The organism is Pseudomonas sp. F220, assembly GCF_057813935.1.
Map to the genome: position 1 here is coordinate 52,457 of NZ_JBVASJ010000033.1, position 16,004 is coordinate 68,460.

A 16,004-nucleotide genomic window follows, 5' to 3' on the forward strand; every position below is an offset into this window, starting at 1 on the left:
CATGCAATTTGCCCATAACCTGTCGATAGCAATCATTCAGGTGCTCGAATCATGTTCGTCAACGCCCAGAAATCCCCATCGGTGCAGCCCACCCAGCGGTCCGATATGGACCCGAGCACGGCTGCCGCCAGCGCGATTTACAGCGGTTTGATGCAAAACGTGCAAAATGCCACGAACCATCAGGCTACCGCAGCAACGCAACAAACCAGCAACACGGTGAGCGACAACGTCGACGCTGCGTTCGCCAAAACCCGCGTGCTGCTGCAAAGCACTGCGCCGGCCACCAGCGCACCGAATGCAACCACCGCCACGGACAGTACGGCGAGTACCGATTTCAAGGCCTACATGAGCAAAACCCCTGAACAGCGGATGCGCGACGGTGTTCTGAAAGAGTTGGGTATTACCGAGGACAGCTTGAAAAGCATGTCGCCTGAAAAGCAACTGGCGATCGGCAAAGAAATCGCCCAACGCGTCGAAGACAAGATGAAGTTGGCACAGACCGAGAAAGAGAACAGCGCCACCGGCAAACAAGTCGCCGACAAGTTTCTGGCGACGCTTTAGGACGTCTCGAACAGAACTGCAAAGGGTTCCCTTTCAGGCTGCGATGCCTGGAAGGGAACCCTTTTTAATGGCTCAACGGTTTAACTGATCTGCAGTGTCGAGTTGAACTGACTGATCGCATCCACCACGTGCCGCGAGCCTTGCTGGATCTCCATAATCACTTCGCCAGCCTCATTGGCCAGTTCCACACCAAGCCCGGTGCGACTCAAGCTCGATTGCATGCTCGAGACAGCGCTCAGTGACAGGTCATGGTTCTTGCGTACCACGTCGACGATCTCAAGGGTCGCCTGACTGGTGCGTGCAGCCAGGCTTCGCACCTCATCGGCGACCACCGCAAAACCTCGCCCATGTTCTCCCGCCCGCGCCGCTTCGATGGCCGCATTCAGCGCCAGCAGGTTGGTCTGATCGGCAATCCCGCGAATGGTCTGAACGATGGTGCCGATGATGTCGGATTGTTTACTCACCGCATCGATACTGAGGGCTGCTTCGTTGAGATCCTTGGAGATTTCTTCGATGATCTGAACCGTCTGCTGCACCACCTGCGACCCCTTCCGGGCACAGGCGTCGTTCTGCACTGAGGTGGAGTGAGCGGATTCGGCTGCGGTCTGCAAGGTGCTCACCTGCTCAGTGATATCACTGGCGAACTTGACCACTTTGTACAAGCGGCCCTTGGTATCGAAAATCGGGTTGTACGAGGCTTCGAGAAACACCGTGTGGCCATGCTTGTCGACCCGTTCGAAGCGATGGGAGTGATATTCACCGCGATTCAGCGAGGCCCAGAATGCTCTGTAGTTCTGTGATTCGCTTTCGGCACGATGGCAGAACAGGCTGTGATGCTGGCCGACCACTTCGCTGAGCGAGTAGTGCATGGTTTTCAGGAAGTTTTCGTTAGCGCTGATGACCTCGCCATCCGGGGCAAACTCGATCACCGCCATGGAGCGGCCAAGAGCATTGATCAGGCTCTGGTTTTCGTGCGCCTTGTAGACCCGCGCGGAAATATCCGAAGCCACTTTGATCACGCTTTGTACTTGCCGGTCAGGGCCCAGGACCGGCATATAACTGGCCTCGAGCCAGATCTCTTTACCGCTCTTGTCCAGCCGTAAAAAAGTACCACTAACCGGTTCACCACGGCCCAGATCGCGCCACAGTTTGGCGTAGGCTTCGCTGCGATAGAACGCTTCTTCGCAGAAAATCCGGTGATGTTTGCCACGGACTTCCTCGACGGTATACCCCATGGCGCTGCAAAAATTATCGTTGGCATTGAGGACGATACCGTCAGGTGTGAACTCGATCATCGCCATCGAACGACTGACCGCTGCCAGCTTGGCGTTCGCCTCGCTCAGAGCGCTGGTAAATCGTTCAATTTCAAGCAGATCCGACTTGCGATGTAAATTAAACATGGTGCTATCACCTTCAGCGCTGTCTTTAGTTTGACGGAAGTTTCAAGTCTTTCACTGGACCCACTACAACTTTCCACAGAACAGGCAAACGCATCCCTACAAGAAGGATAAGTGTCAGGTGATAAATGATGTTTAATCGGAGTGTCCCTACCGCAACGCTCTTATCAAGCCATCCTTTTCTTGACGGCCCGGTCTCGGGCCCAACCTAACATTGACAAGTAATTCCATTTAAGAAGCATTCCTTTTAACAATAGTGCCTTGGGTAGCGCACTCTTGACGCTTGATCACGGCTTTAACTTAGACCAGACATACTCACCGACCTGCACCATGGCGTGGGCGGCAGCCTGATGACTACGTCATATTGTGATCGACACCCGTTGTCACGGCTGAGCATAGACAGCTGCTGAACGGATGCAAGGCCACTATTGCGCCACCATCCATTTTTTTCGGATATAAGAATAACTCGCACAATGGAACTCATGAACCGCTATGCCTGGCGCACCATCTCCAACAGCGCTTGCACTGACGTGGACACTGCCCTGCCCTGCGGAACGACCAGCGCGAATTCTCGATGAACCGGTGTCGTCAGAGGGAGGATGCGCAGGCCCTTGTGATCCGTTGGCAGGGTCATTTCGGGAACCAGAGTCACACCGACATTTTCCCGAACCAGCGTGAACGCACTGCTCCACTCGCGGACCTCAACCCGGACGTCGAGCAACTCCAGACCGGCATCCGCCGCCAGGCTGCGGGCATTGACCGAACAGCCGCCGGTGGCCAGTACAAAGGGCTGCGCAGCCAACTCTGCCAACGATACGCCGACCGTACCCGGCCGCCGAGCCAAGGGATGACCGATTGGCAATACGCCAACCCAGTCATCGCGACCCAACAAACCGGCGTTACGTTCAGCAGACGGGTTCAACACCACTCCCACGTCAATCAGCCCGGCACTGAGCAGGGCTTCTACCTCGTCATCACTGACCTCCAGCGCCACCACCTGAATACCGGGATAAAGCTGATTGAATTGGCGCAGCAACGGCGGCAGGAAGGTGGCCAGCACCATGGGGAAACTTGCCAGGCGAATCGTGCCGCGCCGAATGTCTTTCGCGGCATCGACAGTGGTCCGAATGGTCTCCAGCGCCCCGAGCATCAACCGCGCCTGCTCAATCACCTGCAGGCCAATCGCGGTTGGCAGGGTCTGGCGGTTTTCCCGAGTGAACAGCTGCACCCCGAGCATATCTTCGAGTAACGCCAGTGCCTGACTGGCGCCAGACTGGGTCATGCCGACGCGCTCGGCGGCGCGAGTGATAGTGCCGGCATCCGCCACCGCCACCAACATGCGCCAATGCATCAGGTTCATCATGGCAGTAGCTGTCCTTATGGCAAGATTCTGAAAGAGTAATTTTACGGATGATGGCGACGACTATGACACTGATCAAAACCGTCCAGAAGAGTCCCCTCTATGAAGTTGTATTTCTCACCCCAGGCCTGCTCGTTGGCACCGCACATTGTCTTGCGTGAACTGGAGCTACCGTTCGAACTGATCCGCGTCGACAACGCCACCAAGAAGACCATCGACGGCGCCGACTTTCTCGCCATCCACCCCAAAGGTTATGTCGCGGCGTTGCAGCTGGATAACGCACAGGTACTGACCGAAGGCCCGGCCATCCTGCAATACCTCGCCGATCTAAAACCAGAAACAGGTCTGGCACCCGCTAATGGAACCTGGGAAAGAGTGCGTTTGCAGGAATGGCTGAACTTCGTCTCCAGCGAGATTCATGGCGGATTGGGACTGCTGTTCAACAGCTCGATTCCCGATGACGTAAAGGCGATCTTCCGGGAGAAGCTGTTCAAGCGTTTCGCCGTGCTGACCCAGGCGCTGGAGCAGCAGGATTACCTGATGGGTGAGCCGTTCAGCGTTGCCGATGCGTACTTGTTCACCGTATTGAGGTGGACGCGGCTCTTTGCTATCGACCTGGGGCAATGGCCGGCGCTTGAGCGTTTCCAGGCGCGGATTGATTCACGTCCGACAGTTAAAGCAGCGTTGGCCGCGGAGATGGCGTAAGCCGTTAGATCGATCGCGGGCAAGCCTCAATGCCGGTCAGTTAAGCTGCCACACAATCTGTAGCAGCTGCCGCCAGGCTGCGTTCGGCTGCGCAGCAGTCGTAAAATCAGACACCGCGTTTTTTCAGGTTAACCGTGGAAGCAGGATTTACGACCGCTTCGCAGCCGAACGCAGGCTTCGCCAGCTGCTACAGGGAATGTGCCGAAACTGAAACTCCTTAGCTGATTGGCTTGCCCGCGAAAGCAATCGGACAGTCAACACTGAGTCCGGCCAGATCGATCGGTCACAAACTCCCACTCACCCGTGTCGCCACTTCTGCAGGTACCCAGCCCTTCCAGACCTGCGGCTGATCCTTCAGAAACGCTGCGGCAACCTGTCTCGGTTGCTGACGTTTCTCACTCATCTGACCGAGGGTCTGGTTCAACAGATTGATTGGCAGGTCGACTTTCTCGAAGAATGCGACCAGGTCCGGGTATTGGGCTTTGAACGGCGCGGAGACGCCAATGGCCAGGTTGGCGGGCATTGAGCGAGTGCCTTTTGGGTGCGGGTTGTTGGCATCGGCCAGGGTTTTCCAGGCTTGGACATCGAACGCCGGCTCTTCGAGTTTCACCAGTTTGAAACGACCCAGCAACGGCGTTGGCGACCAGTAGTAGAACAACACGGGTTTGCCACGACGGATCGATGAGGCGACCTCAGCATCCAGCGCCGCGCCGGAGCCGGTGCGGAAGTTGACGAAGCTATCGGTCAGCTCGTAGGCCTTGAGCTTTTGGCTGTTGACGATTTCCGAGGTCCAGCCAGTCGGGCTGTTGAGGAAACGTCCGCGGGTTGGGTCCTCGGGGTCACGGAACACATCTTTATAGCGCGCCAGATCGGCAACGGATTTCAGCTCCGGAGCCAAAGGCTTGATGCCACGTTCCGGGTCACCCTTGATCACGTATTCCGGCACCCACCAGCCTTCTGTGGCGCCCTTGACGGTGTCACCGAGGCCGAACACTTTGCCCTCGGCTTGCGCTTTGACCCATGCCGGACTGCGCCCGGCCCATTCTTCGCCGATCACCTGGATGTCGTCCTTGGCCAGCGCAGCTTCGAGGCTGACGGTGCTACCCGGCAGCGTGTCGGTCGGGTAGCCGTAACCTTTCTCGACGATCAAACGCAGAATCTCGGTGATCAGGCTGCCGCTTTCCCACGTGATGTCACCAAAGTGGATCGGCGCGGGTTTCTCGGCCGCAGGTGCCTGTTGTGCCAGCAGGCTTAGCGCCAGCAGCGAACTGCCGAGCAGGGTTTTGATCGATCTCATGCGGACCTCTGAATGGAGGGTTGTCGGAGTAATGGCGGGGGGTTCGCGGCATTCCACGGCGCACAGACAGCACTTGAGCGGGTCATGTAATCACTCACCGAACGTTGGGAAATTCCAAGTTGCGCAGCAACCTGGGGATAAGTCAGTCCATTGACCCGGGCCAGCAAGAAAGCTGCGCGGACCTTGTCTGGCAAGCGCTTGAGCTGACGGTCGATGCCGTGCAGGGCTTCAAGTACCTGCGCCAGATCCTGAGGTGAAGACCCTTGGAGTTCTTCGTCCTGCCGCAAGGCATCAAGGTGATTGCGCTCCAGGTCGCGACGGCGCCAGAGCTGGTACATCAATCGCTGGGCAATGGTGGTCAGCAGCGCACGCGGCTGATGGATCGGGATCAGCCCCGGAGTGCTCAGGAGGTGGACAAAGGTGTCGGCGGCAATGTCTTCGGCACTGGCGCTGGAGTTCAGATGGCGGCGCAAACGTGCGCACAGCCACTGGTAATGATTGCGGAATAATCCGCCCACGTATTCGCGGTGAAAAGTGTCGGCGCCGGACATGGAGGCTCCAATAGAAATGGTTGCGCTGTATGTCCGGTGTTCCGGTGACGCGATCCTATCAAGGAGACTTATTCTTTAATAATACTTAAAAAGTATTTTTATATATCTTTATGGAATTTATGAGCATGGGATGTTTATCGCCTGATCCATCGTCATCGCGGGCAAGCCTCGCTCCTACAGGTCGATCACACCATGATGGGGATTGGCGCTGCTTTTGTAGGAGCGAGCGGGCGGCGATCCGACTTGCCCGCGAAAAATCTCAAAACAATCAACGCAGGCGAGCCAGACCAAGCTCTTCAGCCTCTTGCTGATAGTCGAGAAGAACCTGATAGTCGCCTTCAGATGCCGGCAACACTTCCCGCAACCCAAGGGTTTCAGCCACGTCGGGCAACTCCCGCAAAGTCAGATTCATCACTTCACGAATCCGCTCGGCCTGTTCATCAGTCAGCCCAGCGACACCGATATATGGCAACGTCGGGCTGACCGCACTGCGCGCCACCACCCGTAACCCCGCGACTTCTTCTTTGGCATAACGCGCCAGGTAGGCGAAGGTGACGCTGTCGATGGCGGCCAAATCCGCCTTGCCTTCACGCAACCAGCGCAGGCTCTCGCGATGACTGCCGCTGATGGAGACACTGGAGAAAAACCGGCCGTCCTGTTGCAGCGGCGCAAGCCGATGGCGTAGCAGGTTCATGCCGCTGTTGGAGTCCTCCCCATTGATCACCCCACGACTGCCAAACAACGCCTGCAGGGTCCGACGCGGCTCATCGACACGGGTCAGCAGCAGGCTGCAATGGCTACCGTCTGAACTGTCGGGCAGCTCAAAGCGAGGCCGGCCGATCACCCGAACCTGCCCACGCAGGGCGGTCATCAGCGGATAACCGCAGGTTTGGGTTAGCAGCAGTTGCGCAGCGAGCCAGAGCTGCATCAGCTCCAGGCCATGCGCGCGGCGACGGGTAACGCCGAGCCGTTCGAGGATACGAGTCAGCCATTGTTCGTTGGCTTGGCGTACTTGCTCAGGTGCGACGTACATCAGCAGTTCTGCGTAGCAGGTGGGCATTGTCAGGCTCCTATTTCCAATGCGGCACAGCATCCCGTAGCAGCTGCCGCCAGGCTGCGTCCGGCCGCGAAGCGGTCGCATATCGAACAGCTCGGTTTTTCTGAAAAATGCGATAGTCCATTTTACGACCGCTACGCGGCCGAACGCAGGCTTCGCCAGCTGCTACGGGAGATTTGCGTCTCGCAATCAAAATCAATCAAACGGATGCTCCGGGCTGTCTACCGCCGCCAGCCCGTGTCGACGAAACAGTTCACCATAGCCTTGCACCAGAAATCCGCCACTACGCGCCAGCCATTGCGCGCGGCGGGCACGGTACACACGTGGCAGGTAATACCAGGGCAACCCCGGCAAGTCGTGATGCACCAGATGCAAGTTCAGATTGAGAAACAACCAGGTCCAGGGCCACGCCGCTTCGTTGATCACCGTGCGCTGCTCCGCTTGCCCGTGGGGGCGGTGTTCATAATAGGAACGGATCATTGCTACCGACAACGCCGGCACGCTGATCAGCAACAGGTAATGCCAGACCGGCACCACGCTGTAACGGGCGATGAAGCCCAGCATCAGCACGGTCAGCGCGCCGTGGGTCAGCCACATCAGCCAAGCCTGTTGTTCGCCTCGACGCAAGCGCTGCAACTCCTCCCTCGCCAGCGCCAACAACGCCAGCGGTGCTCCCACTAACAGACGACCGACCACGGTCTTGTTCAGCCAGTGCAGGCTGCGCTCAAACAGCGAGCTGCCCTGCCATTGGCGTCGGCTCAAGTAGCGGCTTTCCGGGTCGCGACCGGGCAACGTCAGGTCTTCATCACGGTGGTGCAACAAATGGCTGTCGCGGTACAGCGTGTAGGGATACCAGACCGCCAACGGCGCATAACCAAGGATTTTGTTCAGCCAGGTAAAACGCGTCGGATGCCCGTGTAACAGCTCGTGCTGCACCGACATCCACAGCACAACGATGGGAATCAGCAGCGCCGTGCTCAGCCACAATCCCAGCCATGGGCTAGCCAGCACCACGCAAAACCAGGCACCGTAGACGCCCATCAGCAACAACCAGGTCGGCCATTGCGTCCGCCCTGTCAGGCTAAGGCGCAGGATTTCGAGTTCTTCTCGTTGGGCTTGATCAAGATAATTGGGCATGGCTTCGCTCAAAGCAGGGACCCGCCGACAAATGAACGTCGGCGTCATCCCCCTCTGTGCAATAGCGCAGCGAAATCTTGCAGATCGATGGGTTACTGACTTAGAAGTAAACGCTTGGAAGTGAAAGCGGAGCCCGATTGCCGGGCTCCGTGAAAGACGACTCAGTGACCAAACACGTCGACTTTTTTGGCTTTCTTGTCGGCGCGTTTTTCATCGGCGGTTTTTGCCGGCTTTTTCTTTGCAGCTTTCTTTGAATCCATGCCTTTAGCCATGATGCTCGCTCCACTCATACGGGATGTAACATGAGGTATAACACCTATTGCGCAGCAGGGTTTTATTTAAGCGATTTATAATTCTGCGCCCCTCATCGCCCTTCATAGAATTTCTCTACAACCATGCCAGACCTACATTTCAGCCTGCTTACCGAGCCGCTACGCCCTCTGCTGAACAAGTTCTATCGCCTGCACAATTCGCCGATGCGCGCTGCCAGCGAGGGCCAGTTGTGGGTCGCCAAGCGGGGGGAAATCATTGCTGGGTTGTGCCTGACAGCGGTCGCCCAAGGGCATTGGTTGACTGGGTTGTTTGTCGATCCTGCCTATCGAGGCCAAAGGATTGCCATGCAGTTGGTCGAACATGCCATTGCGCGCATCGATGGGCAGGTCTGGCTGTTCTGCCATCCAGATCTGCAACCGTTCTATGAGGGATTGGGGTTTTCCATCGACCCACGGCTTCCCCAGTCACTGACAGATCGCCTGGCCCGCTACGCTCGCACTAAACCCTTGATTGCCATGGGCATAGAACTGTAGGAGCGAGCTTGCTCGCGATGGACGTTAACGATAACGCGTGTTGTCTGAATAAACGCGTCGCCCTTGAGTCCATCGCGAGCAAGCTCGCTCCTACAAAAAACCTCATTTCCTTAACTGAACAGCATTGGGGCTTGCCCGCGAAGAGGCCCGAACAATTGGCTCAATCGTCCGCCGCAGGATCCCTATCTGGAAACATCTCTTCGATAAAACCAAACTTTCTGAAATCGCTGATCCGAGACGGGTACAGCCGGCCGATCAGGTGATCGCATTCGTGCTGAACAACCCGTGCGTGGAAGCCTGAGGCAATGCGCACAATCGGTTGGCCCTTGGGGTCGAAACCTTCGTAGCGAATCTGCTGATAACGCTCCACTGCACCGCGCAAACCCGGCACCGACAGGCAGCCTTCGAAATCCTCTTCCAGCGTCGGACTCAATGGCGTGATCAGCGGATTGATCAGGATGGTCTGCGGTACGGCATCTGCGTCCGGATAGCGTTCGCTGTGCTCGAAACCGAAGATCACCAGTTGCAGGTCGACGCCCACTTGTGGCGCAGCCAGACCCACGCCGCCCACATGTTCCATGGTCTGGAACATGTCGTCGATCAACTGCCAGAGTTCCGGGCTGTCGAACATCTCGCACGGCACCGGCGGGGCAATGCGCAGCAGGCGCTCGTCGCCCATTTTCAAAATTTCACGGATCATATTCAGGCTTCGTCAGTGGTCGGCTTGAGCGAGTGATCCCGTCCCAATCCCGAAACGTGTTGTTTTTCGTCGTCCCCGTTGAAGTCCTTCTCGTCAGGTTGCTTGCCTTGGGTCGACATGTGATCGATCGTCGCGTTCATTTCCGCGCCGAGCAACAACACCGCCGCAGAAATATAGAAGTACAACAGCAATACGATGATCGCGCCGATACTGCCATACATGGCGTTGTAATCGGCGAAGGTTTTCACGTAATAGCCAAAGCCCAGAGAAGCGACGATCCACACCACCACCGCCAGCACCGATCCCGGGGTGATAAAGCGGAATTCCTGCTTCACGTCCGGCATGACGTAATACATCAATGCCACGGAGACCATCAGCAGCAAGACGACCAACGGCCAGCGCAGAATGGTCCAGATTGTGACGACAAAGTCCTCCATGCCGATTTGCCCCGCCAGCCAGCCCATCACTTGCGGCCCCAGGACCATCAAAGCGGCGGCAGCCAGGAGCATCCCGGCGATGCCGACAGTGTAGAAAATCGACAGTGGAAAGCGCTTCCAGATCGGGCGTCCTTCGACCACGTCGTAAGCGGCGTTCATGGCGCTCATCATCAGCCGCACGCCGGCGGACGCGGTCCACAGTGCAATCACGATACCCACCGAGAGCAGCCCGCCCTTGGATTGCTGGAGCTGGTCGATCACCGGGTTTACTTGTTCGAGGGCTTGGGGCGGTAACACCAGTTCCGATTGCAGACGCAGCCAGGAGAAGAAGTCCGGCAGGTGCAGGAAACCGATCAGGGCGATGAGAAACAACAGGAAGGGAAACAGCGAGAACAGCATCTGATAGGCGAGTGCCGAAGCATAAGTCGACATCTCGTCGTTAATGAATTCGGTAATCGTGCGCATCATCACGCGATGCAGGGGCAAGCCTTTCAAATCCGGAAAAATCATAGCGTCTCCTTTCGCCGCAAAAAGGTTGAAGTCGGTGGAGACTCAGGGGCCGTTTTCTACATCAAAGTAGCTTAGTTGACCGTGTTGAAACAAATTCGTTGTTTGACCACCCTTACCTGACACAAAAACGGCCATCCGCGGATGGCCGTTCAGCTGTGATCAGACAACCGTCCACGTCAGATTTTATCGATAGTTTTCTTGATCGCATCTTTGACTTGGCCTTTAGCCTTTTGCGCATCGCCCTTCAATTCCTGAGCTTTGCCTTCGGCACGCAGCTTGTCATTGCCAGTGGCTTTACCCACGCTCTGCTTTACGTTGCCAGCCACTTCGTTCGCGGTGCCTTTGATTTTATCGCCAGTGCTGCTCATGCTGTTTCTCCAGGTAAAAATAGAGGTGTAAACGTCGTTACTTAAAGACTGACCCTAGGCCGTTGCGCAGAGTTTCATTTATTTTCACTGCGTCATTTCATCGCCACGCGCAGGTTTGGCTTTATGTTTACCCCTCAACCCCCGAGAATGCGCAACGTATTCAGGCCGTGGCGCTGAAGATCCAACCCGTAGGAATGTTATGAAACTCGATAAAACGCAGGCCATTGCCCGCAGAAACCAGGAACTCGGCGGCGCCGTGCTGGGTGTCAATAACTGCCACTTCACCGAACTGAACCGCAACAAGAACATCTGGTGGTTCGATATCCCCGTCAGTCGTCTGGCCATCGGTCAGTACGAGTGGATTCACTTGTTGCTGCACACCCCGAGCACCGACCAGTTGCTGCACCTGAAAGTGCCAACCGTGTTTCTGCGCGAGAAGATGGAAGGCCTGGTGGTGCGCAACCAAGGTAAACGCAAGCCTACCGTGAGCCTGGAGTTGAGCGCCGACAAGGATGCTTTCCTTGAAGACGTGCGCCCGGCCGGTACTGGCGTGAATTTCGCGAAATTTTTGCTGTAACCGCCGAAGTTTCCAACGCGATACACTCCACCGAAAAATCCGGAATCCGATAAAGATTCCGGATTTTTTTATGCCTGTCACACAGGATTTGGATACTGCTCTGGACAGGGCTGAGTGCAAGACCCGCATAAAAGCCTCCAACTCAAGTTTACTTCCCTGCTTTTTTGCCGATTTTCGGTGAATACGGCACACTACCGGCCCCCGAGCACCTGCTCGGTTTTTTTAACTAACGCAGAAGCCGTATGACCCGCTCCCCGTTCCGCCGTCTTGTGTTTGGCACCTTGCGCCGGCTGTTGTACCTCTGGGTTCGCTCGGAGACGATCAACCAGTCGTCCTTCACCCTCAACCTCGACCGCAGTCGTCCGGTGTTCTACGTCCTGCAAAACCCATCCTTGACCGATTTGGCCGTGCTCGACACCGAATGCGGCAAGGCCGGCCTGCCGCGCCCGATATTGCCGGTGTCGGTGGGCAACCTGCTGGAACCTGCCGCGTTCTTCTATCTGACGCCGGAGCCCGACTGGCTTGGCCGCCAGGACAAACGCGGTGCTCCACCGACGCTGACCCGCCTGGTCAGCGCCTTGAGCCAGAATGCTGCTGAAGACGCGCAAATCATTCCAGTCAGCGTGTTCTGGGGCCAATCCCCAGGCAGCGAATCGAGCCCGTGGAAACTACTGTTCGCCGACAGCTGGGCCGTCACCGGGCGCCTGCGCCGGCTGCTGAGCATCATGATTTTGGGACGCAAGACCCGCGTGCAGTTCTCGGCCCCCATTCATCTGCGCGAACTGATCGAACACAACAAAGGCCATGAACGCACTGTGCGCATGGCCCAGCGGATTCTGCGGGTACACTTTCGCAATCTGAAAGCGGCGGTGATCGGCCCGGACATTTCCCACCGACGCAATCTGGTCAAAGGACTATTGAATCAGCCGTTGGTCAAGCAGGCGATCCTCGAAGAAGCCGAACGCGAGAACATATCCCCGGATAAAGCCAAGGCTCAGGCGCTGCGCTACGGCAATGAAATCGCCTCGGACTACACCTTCACCGCGATCCGCTTTCTGGAAGTGGTGCTGAGCTGGTTCTGGAACAAGATCTACGACGGCATCAAGGTCAACCACATCGAAGGTGTGCAAGCCGTCGCCCAGGGTCACGAAGTGATCTATGTGCCGTGCCATCGCAGCCATATCGACTATCTGCTGCTGTCCTATCTACTGTTTCGCAACGGCCTGACCCCGCCGCACGTCGCCGCGGGGATCAACCTCAACATGCCGGTGATTGGCAGTTTGTTACGCCGAGGCGGTGCGTTTTTCATGCGTCGCACCTTCAAGGGCAACCCGCTCTACACCTCAGTGTTCAACGAATACCTGCACACGTTGTTCATCAAAGGCTTCCCGGTGGAGTACTTCGTCGAAGGCGGCCGCTCGCGTACCGGGCGCATGCTGCAACCGAAAACCGGGATGCTGGCGATCACCTTGCGCAGCTTTCTGCGTTCATCGCGGATGCCGATTGTCTTCATCCCCGTGTACATCGGTTACGAACGTGTTCTCGAAGGCCGGACCTACCTCGGCGAGTTGCGCGGTGCGACCAAGAAGAAAGAGTCGATTTTCGATATCTTCAAGGTCATTGGCGCCCTCAAACAGCGTTTCGGCCAGGTTGCGGTCAACTTCGGCGAGCCGATCAAACTGGCTGATTTTCTCGACAAGGAGCAACCGGACTGGCGTTCCCAGGAGCTGGGTCCGCAGTTCCGCCCGGCGTGGCTGAACGAAACCACCAACCGTCTTGGCAAGCGTGTGGCTCAGCACTTGAACGAAGCCGCAGCGATCAACCCGGTCAATCTGGTGGCACTGGCCTTGCTCTCCACCAGCCGTCTGGCGCTGGATGATCGCGCCATGGCGCGGGTCCTCGACCTGTATCTGGCGTTGTTGCGCCGCGTCCCCTACTCGCCTCACACCACGCTGCCGGAAGGTGACGGCCGCGCGTTGATCGAGCACGTGAAAGACATGGACCTGCTTTCCGAGCAGAGCGATGCCTTGGGTAAAATTCTGTATCTGGACGAACAGAACGCCGTCCTGATGACTTACTACCGCAACAACGTGCTGCATATCTTCGCCCTGCCGGCGCTGCTGGCGAGCTTCTTCCAGAGCAGTTCGCGCATGAGTCGCGAGCAGATCCTGCGCTATACCCACGCGTTGTATCCGTACCTGCAATCGGAGCTGTTCATCCGCTGGTCGCTGGAAGAGCTGGATGCGGTGGTCGATCAATGGCTGCAAGCTTTCGTCGAGCAAGGCCTGCTGCGCTTCGAGAAAGAGGTGTATGTGCGCCCTGCACCGAGCTCGCGACATTTTGTGCTGCTGACCTTGTTGTCCAAGAGCATCGCCCAAACCCTGCAACGCTTCTATATGGCCATCTCACTGCTGCTCAACAGCGGCCAGAACAGCATCAGCGCCGAAGAACTGGAAGACCTGTGCACCGTCATGGCCCAGCGCCTGTCGATCCTGCATGGCCTGAACGCACCGGAATTCTTCGACAAGAGCCTGTTCCGCCACTTCATTCAAACGCTGCTGGATCTCGACGTATTACGTCGCGATGAGGCTGGCAAACTGAGCTATCGCGAACTGCTCGGCGAACTGGCCGAAGGCGCGGCCAAGCGCGTATTGCCGGCAGAGATTCGCTTGTCGATTCGTCAGGTGGCGTTGCATCGCAGTGAAGATGCGGCCGATCAGGTCGATGCCCCGCAGCAAACCGACTAGATTATTTCAGGCGCCAGTTGTCTTCTGGCGCCATCGATACGGAGATCCCGATGAAAAAACTCTCTTTGCTTGCCGTCACGACCCTGCTCGGTGCCTGCCATACCCTGCAACCGTCCCCCAAAGCCACTCTCGACGGCGAAGTGTTCTACCTGCAACGCATCGCCCTGCCGCCAACGGCGATCCTCAGCGTCAGCCTGCAGGATGTTTCCCTCGCCGACGCGCCTGCCATCGTACTGGACGAACAAAGCGGCCCGGTCAAAGGTCAGGTGCCACTGCCTTTTCACCTCAGCTATGACCCGAGCCAGGTCAAACCCGGCCATCGCTACTCGGTCAGTGCGCGCATCGAAGTGGATAGCAAGCTAGTGTTTATTACGACAGAACATCACGGCGTACAACTCAATGGCAAGGATGCGCAGCCGTTGAAAATCCGCGTCGATGCGGTACGTTAACTCCCTCTCTTGATTAAGGAAGCTGCCATGCTCCGTCATTCCCTTCGCTTCGCCGGTTTGTGTGCGGGCGTGTTGATCTCCGCCAGTGCGCTGGCCTTGTCCCTCAGTGATCTTTCCCAAAAAGACGCCACCGGCGGGCTCAAGGACGCCTTGACCCAAGGCGCGCAAATCGCCGTCAAACAACTGGGCACCCCGGGCGGTTTCAGCAACAACCCGGACGTGAAGATCGAGTTGCCGGGTAATCTGGGCAAGGTTGCCAAGAAGATGAAGCAGTTCGGCATGGGCGACCAAGTCGACGAACTGGAAGCCAGCATGAACAAAGCGGCTGAAGCTGCGGTGCCGCAAGCCCAGGCATTGCTGGTAGATGCCGTGAAAAAAATGAGCGTCGACGACGCCAAAGGCATTCTCAGTGGCGGCAAGGATTCGGCGACTCAATACCTGAGCAAAACCAGCCGCGAGCAAATTCGCCTCAAGTTCCTGCCGATCGTCAAGCAGGCAACCGATCAGGTCGGCCTGGCCAAGCAATACAACTCCTTCGCCGGCCAAGCCGCGACCCTCGGCGTGGTCGATGCGAAAAATGCCAATATCGAAGGTTATGTAACAGAACAGGCACTCAACGGCCTGTTCGAAATGATCGGCAAACAGGAAGAAACCATCCGCCAGAACCCGGCGGCAGCGGCTACCAGCCTGGCGAAGAAGGTGTTTGGTACGCTCTAGAACGCGAAGATCAAAAGATGCTCCTTCGCATCATCGCTGTCTCAAAAAAGCCAAAAACTGAGTTCTTAGTACGGCACAAACGCAAAGATGTCTCAATATTCATAAAAATTGAGACAAGAGAGCATAGATTTGATCGTTCCCACCCGCGTGGGAACGATCACAAGACCTATATCGCGAGCAAGCCCACTCCCACATCGGCGTACACCCGACCAAACAAACATGCCGGCCGGTAGGCCGCCTCGCTTTTGCTTTGGCTTTTGATCTACCCGCCCCTTCGGAAGGCCGAGTGGAGGTGTTCATCAGGGGACTGGCGCGCAGCGCCCCTCGGCGAAGCCGAGGACATCGCATGGAGGTCGTAGCGCAGCAGACCGGAGGGCGATGCCCCCTGATGAATGCCGGAGCGAGGGAACGCCGAGCCTTGGCGAGGGGCCGTACGCTTGGGGCAAAGCCTTTTGGTTACTTTTTGCTGGGCCGGCATTCCGGCGTCTGAAAAAGTGACACGCCGTAATTGGATGGACTCGCCCGCGCCGAGGCGTCAATGCGCCACGGGGGCAGTCTAAGAAGCCACCGACAGCGAGGGCGAATCCATGAAAAAGAATACGACGGTTAAACAGTCCCTGTCTTCAAC

General features: G+C 57.1%; 16 protein-coding genes and 1 pseudogene. 7 read left to right on the top strand and 10 right to left on the bottom strand.

Annotation, left to right across the window (positions count from 1 at the left end):
- Positions 1–51 precede the first annotated feature (51 nt).
- Positions 52–561, top strand: a complete 510-nt coding sequence (locus ACZYSM_RS23075; protein WP_489074939.1) for a hypothetical protein — start codon at positions 52–54, stop codon at positions 559–561.
- A gap of 80 nt (positions 562–641) precedes the next feature.
- Here ACZYSM_RS23075 and ACZYSM_RS23080 read toward each other — a convergent pair whose 3' ends face one another.
- The 3 genes and pseudogenes from ACZYSM_RS23080 to ACZYSM_RS23090 form a co-directional block, all read right to left on the bottom strand.
- Positions 642–1,214 carry a methyl-accepting chemotaxis protein gene (locus ACZYSM_RS23080; RefSeq protein WP_489074971.1) on the bottom strand — a complete coding sequence of 191 codons (573 nt, stop codon included), beginning with the start codon at positions 1,212–1,214 and terminating at the stop codon, positions 642–644.
- Positions 1,188–1,961 (bottom strand): annotated as a pseudogene (locus tag ACZYSM_RS23085) (PAS domain-containing protein); the annotation flags it as partial. The gene ACZYSM_RS23080 and the pseudogene ACZYSM_RS23085, both read right to left, overlap by 27 nt.
- 487 nt (positions 1,962–2,448) lie before the next feature.
- Positions 2,449–3,321: a LysR family transcriptional regulator gene (locus ACZYSM_RS23090; RefSeq protein ID WP_489074941.1), complete on the bottom strand. Its 873-nt coding sequence runs from the start codon at positions 3,319–3,321 to the stop codon at positions 2,449–2,451.
- A gap of 99 nt (positions 3,322–3,420) precedes the next feature.
- Here ACZYSM_RS23090 and gstA point away from each other — a divergent pair, with 99 nt between their 5' ends.
- A complete protein-coding gene (gene gstA / locus ACZYSM_RS23095) occupies positions 3,421–4,023 on the top strand; it encodes a glutathione transferase GstA (RefSeq protein ID WP_489074943.1) in 603 nt (200 codons plus the stop codon).
- A 283-nt stretch (positions 4,024–4,306) separates the two neighbouring features.
- On the opposite strand, the gene ACZYSM_RS23100 is transcribed toward gstA, so the two are convergent.
- The 4 genes from ACZYSM_RS23100 to ACZYSM_RS23115 all read right to left on the bottom strand — a co-directional run bounded on the left by ACZYSM_RS23100 (position 4,307) and on the right by ACZYSM_RS23115 (position 8,065).
- The gene (locus tag ACZYSM_RS23100) at positions 4,307–5,320 is read right to left on the bottom strand and encodes an ABC transporter substrate-binding protein (RefSeq protein ID WP_489074945.1); all 1,014 of its coding nucleotides are present in this window, start codon (positions 5,318–5,320) and stop codon (positions 4,307–4,309) included.
- Complete coding sequence (locus ACZYSM_RS23105; RefSeq protein WP_489074947.1) at positions 5,317–5,871, bottom strand: sigma-70 family RNA polymerase sigma factor; 555 nt, start codon at positions 5,869–5,871, stop codon at positions 5,317–5,319. Before ACZYSM_RS23105 ends, ACZYSM_RS23100 begins: the two co-directional genes overlap by 4 nt.
- 268 nt (positions 5,872–6,139) lie before the next feature.
- Positions 6,140–6,931 (bottom strand): phosphate/phosphite/phosphonate ABC transporter substrate-binding protein, encoded by a 792-nt coding sequence (locus tag ACZYSM_RS23110; RefSeq protein WP_489074949.1) that lies wholly within the window; start codon positions 6,929–6,931, stop codon positions 6,140–6,142.
- 192 nt (positions 6,932–7,123) lie between these two features.
- The gene (locus ACZYSM_RS23115) at positions 7,124–8,065 is read right to left on the bottom strand and encodes a fatty acid desaturase (RefSeq protein ID WP_489074951.1); all 942 of its coding nucleotides are present in this window, start codon (positions 8,063–8,065) and stop codon (positions 7,124–7,126) included.
- A 395-nt stretch (positions 8,066–8,460) separates the two neighbouring features.
- Here ACZYSM_RS23115 and ACZYSM_RS23120 point away from each other — a divergent pair, with 395 nt between their 5' ends.
- Positions 8,461–8,871, top strand: coding sequence for a GNAT family N-acetyltransferase (locus ACZYSM_RS23120; protein ID WP_489074953.1), 411 nt, complete (start codon positions 8,461–8,463; stop codon positions 8,869–8,871).
- 160 nt (positions 8,872–9,031) lie between these two features.
- On the opposite strand, the gene def is transcribed toward ACZYSM_RS23120, so the two are convergent.
- The 3 genes from def to ACZYSM_RS23135 all read right to left on the bottom strand — a co-directional run bounded on the left by def (position 9,032) and on the right by ACZYSM_RS23135 (position 10,886).
- The gene (gene def / locus ACZYSM_RS23125; RefSeq protein WP_489074955.1) at positions 9,032–9,571 is read right to left on the bottom strand and encodes a peptide deformylase; all 540 of its coding nucleotides are present in this window, start codon (positions 9,569–9,571) and stop codon (positions 9,032–9,034) included.
- A 2-nt stretch (positions 9,572–9,573) separates the two neighbouring features.
- Entirely contained in the window at positions 9,574–10,518 is a 945-nt protein-coding gene (locus ACZYSM_RS23130) for a YihY/virulence factor BrkB family protein (protein WP_489074957.1), read from the bottom strand.
- A gap of 176 nt (positions 10,519–10,694) precedes the next feature.
- A complete protein-coding gene (locus tag ACZYSM_RS23135; protein ID WP_489074959.1) occupies positions 10,695–10,886 on the bottom strand; it encodes a CsbD family protein in 192 nt (63 codons plus the stop codon).
- A gap of 199 nt (positions 10,887–11,085) precedes the next feature.
- On the opposite strand from ACZYSM_RS23135, the gene ACZYSM_RS23140 reads away from it, so the two are divergent.
- The 4 genes from ACZYSM_RS23140 (at position 11,086) to ACZYSM_RS23155 (ending at position 15,376) form a co-directional block, all read left to right on the top strand.
- The gene (locus tag ACZYSM_RS23140) at positions 11,086–11,463 is read left to right on the top strand and encodes a hypothetical protein (RefSeq protein ID WP_489074961.1); all 378 of its coding nucleotides are present in this window, start codon (positions 11,086–11,088) and stop codon (positions 11,461–11,463) included.
- A 242-nt stretch (positions 11,464–11,705) separates the two neighbouring features.
- Positions 11,706–14,210, top strand: coding sequence for a glycerol-3-phosphate 1-O-acyltransferase PlsB (gene plsB, locus ACZYSM_RS23145; RefSeq protein WP_489074963.1), 2,505 nt, complete (start codon positions 11,706–11,708; stop codon positions 14,208–14,210).
- 50 nt (positions 14,211–14,260) lie between these two features.
- Positions 14,261–14,659: a YbaY family lipoprotein gene (locus ACZYSM_RS23150; protein WP_489074965.1), complete on the top strand. Its 399-nt coding sequence runs from the start codon at positions 14,261–14,263 to the stop codon at positions 14,657–14,659.
- Positions 14,660–14,686: 27 nt separating this feature from the next.
- On the top strand, positions 14,687–15,376 hold the full coding sequence (locus ACZYSM_RS23155; RefSeq protein ID WP_489074967.1) for a DUF4197 domain-containing protein: 690 nt from the start codon (positions 14,687–14,689) through the stop codon (positions 15,374–15,376).
- The last annotated feature ends 628 nt before the right edge of the window (positions 15,377–16,004 follow it).

Excerpts from the sequence above, each read along its gene's own strand:
- ACZYSM_RS23075 (WP_489074939.1), top strand. The coding sequence starts at position 52 with ATGTTCGTCAACGCCCAGAAATCCCCATCGGTGCAGCCCACCCAGCGG.
- ACZYSM_RS23090 (WP_489074941.1), bottom strand. The coding sequence starts at position 3,321 with ATGATGAACCTGATGCATTGGCGCATGTTGGTGGCGGTGGCGGATGCC.
- gstA (WP_489074943.1), top strand. The coding sequence starts at position 3,421 with ATGAAGTTGTATTTCTCACCCCAGGCCTGCTCGTTGGCACCGCACATT.
- ACZYSM_RS23100 (WP_489074945.1), bottom strand. The coding sequence starts at position 5,320 with ATGAGATCGATCAAAACCCTGCTCGGCAGTTCGCTGCTGGCGCTAAGC.
- ACZYSM_RS23105 (WP_489074947.1), bottom strand. The coding sequence starts at position 5,871 with ATGTCCGGCGCCGACACTTTTCACCGCGAATACGTGGGCGGATTATTC.
- ACZYSM_RS23110 (WP_489074949.1), bottom strand. The coding sequence starts at position 6,931 with ATGCCCACCTGCTACGCAGAACTGCTGATGTACGTCGCACCTGAGCAA.
- ACZYSM_RS23115 (WP_489074951.1), bottom strand. The coding sequence starts at position 8,065 with ATGCCCAATTATCTTGATCAAGCCCAACGAGAAGAACTCGAAATCCTG.
- ACZYSM_RS23120 (WP_489074953.1), top strand. The coding sequence starts at position 8,461 with ATGCCAGACCTACATTTCAGCCTGCTTACCGAGCCGCTACGCCCTCTG.
- def (WP_489074955.1), bottom strand. The coding sequence starts at position 9,571 with ATGATCCGTGAAATTTTGAAAATGGGCGACGAGCGCCTGCTGCGCATT.
- ACZYSM_RS23130 (WP_489074957.1), bottom strand. The coding sequence starts at position 10,518 with ATGATTTTTCCGGATTTGAAAGGCTTGCCCCTGCATCGCGTGATGATG.
- ACZYSM_RS23135 (WP_489074959.1), bottom strand. The coding sequence starts at position 10,886 with ATGAGCAGCACTGGCGATAAAATCAAAGGCACCGCGAACGAAGTGGCT.
- ACZYSM_RS23140 (WP_489074961.1), top strand. The coding sequence starts at position 11,086 with ATGAAACTCGATAAAACGCAGGCCATTGCCCGCAGAAACCAGGAACTC.
- plsB (WP_489074963.1), top strand. The coding sequence starts at position 11,706 with ATGACCCGCTCCCCGTTCCGCCGTCTTGTGTTTGGCACCTTGCGCCGG.
- ACZYSM_RS23150 (WP_489074965.1), top strand. The coding sequence starts at position 14,261 with ATGAAAAAACTCTCTTTGCTTGCCGTCACGACCCTGCTCGGTGCCTGC.
- ACZYSM_RS23155 (WP_489074967.1), top strand. The coding sequence starts at position 14,687 with ATGCTCCGTCATTCCCTTCGCTTCGCCGGTTTGTGTGCGGGCGTGTTG.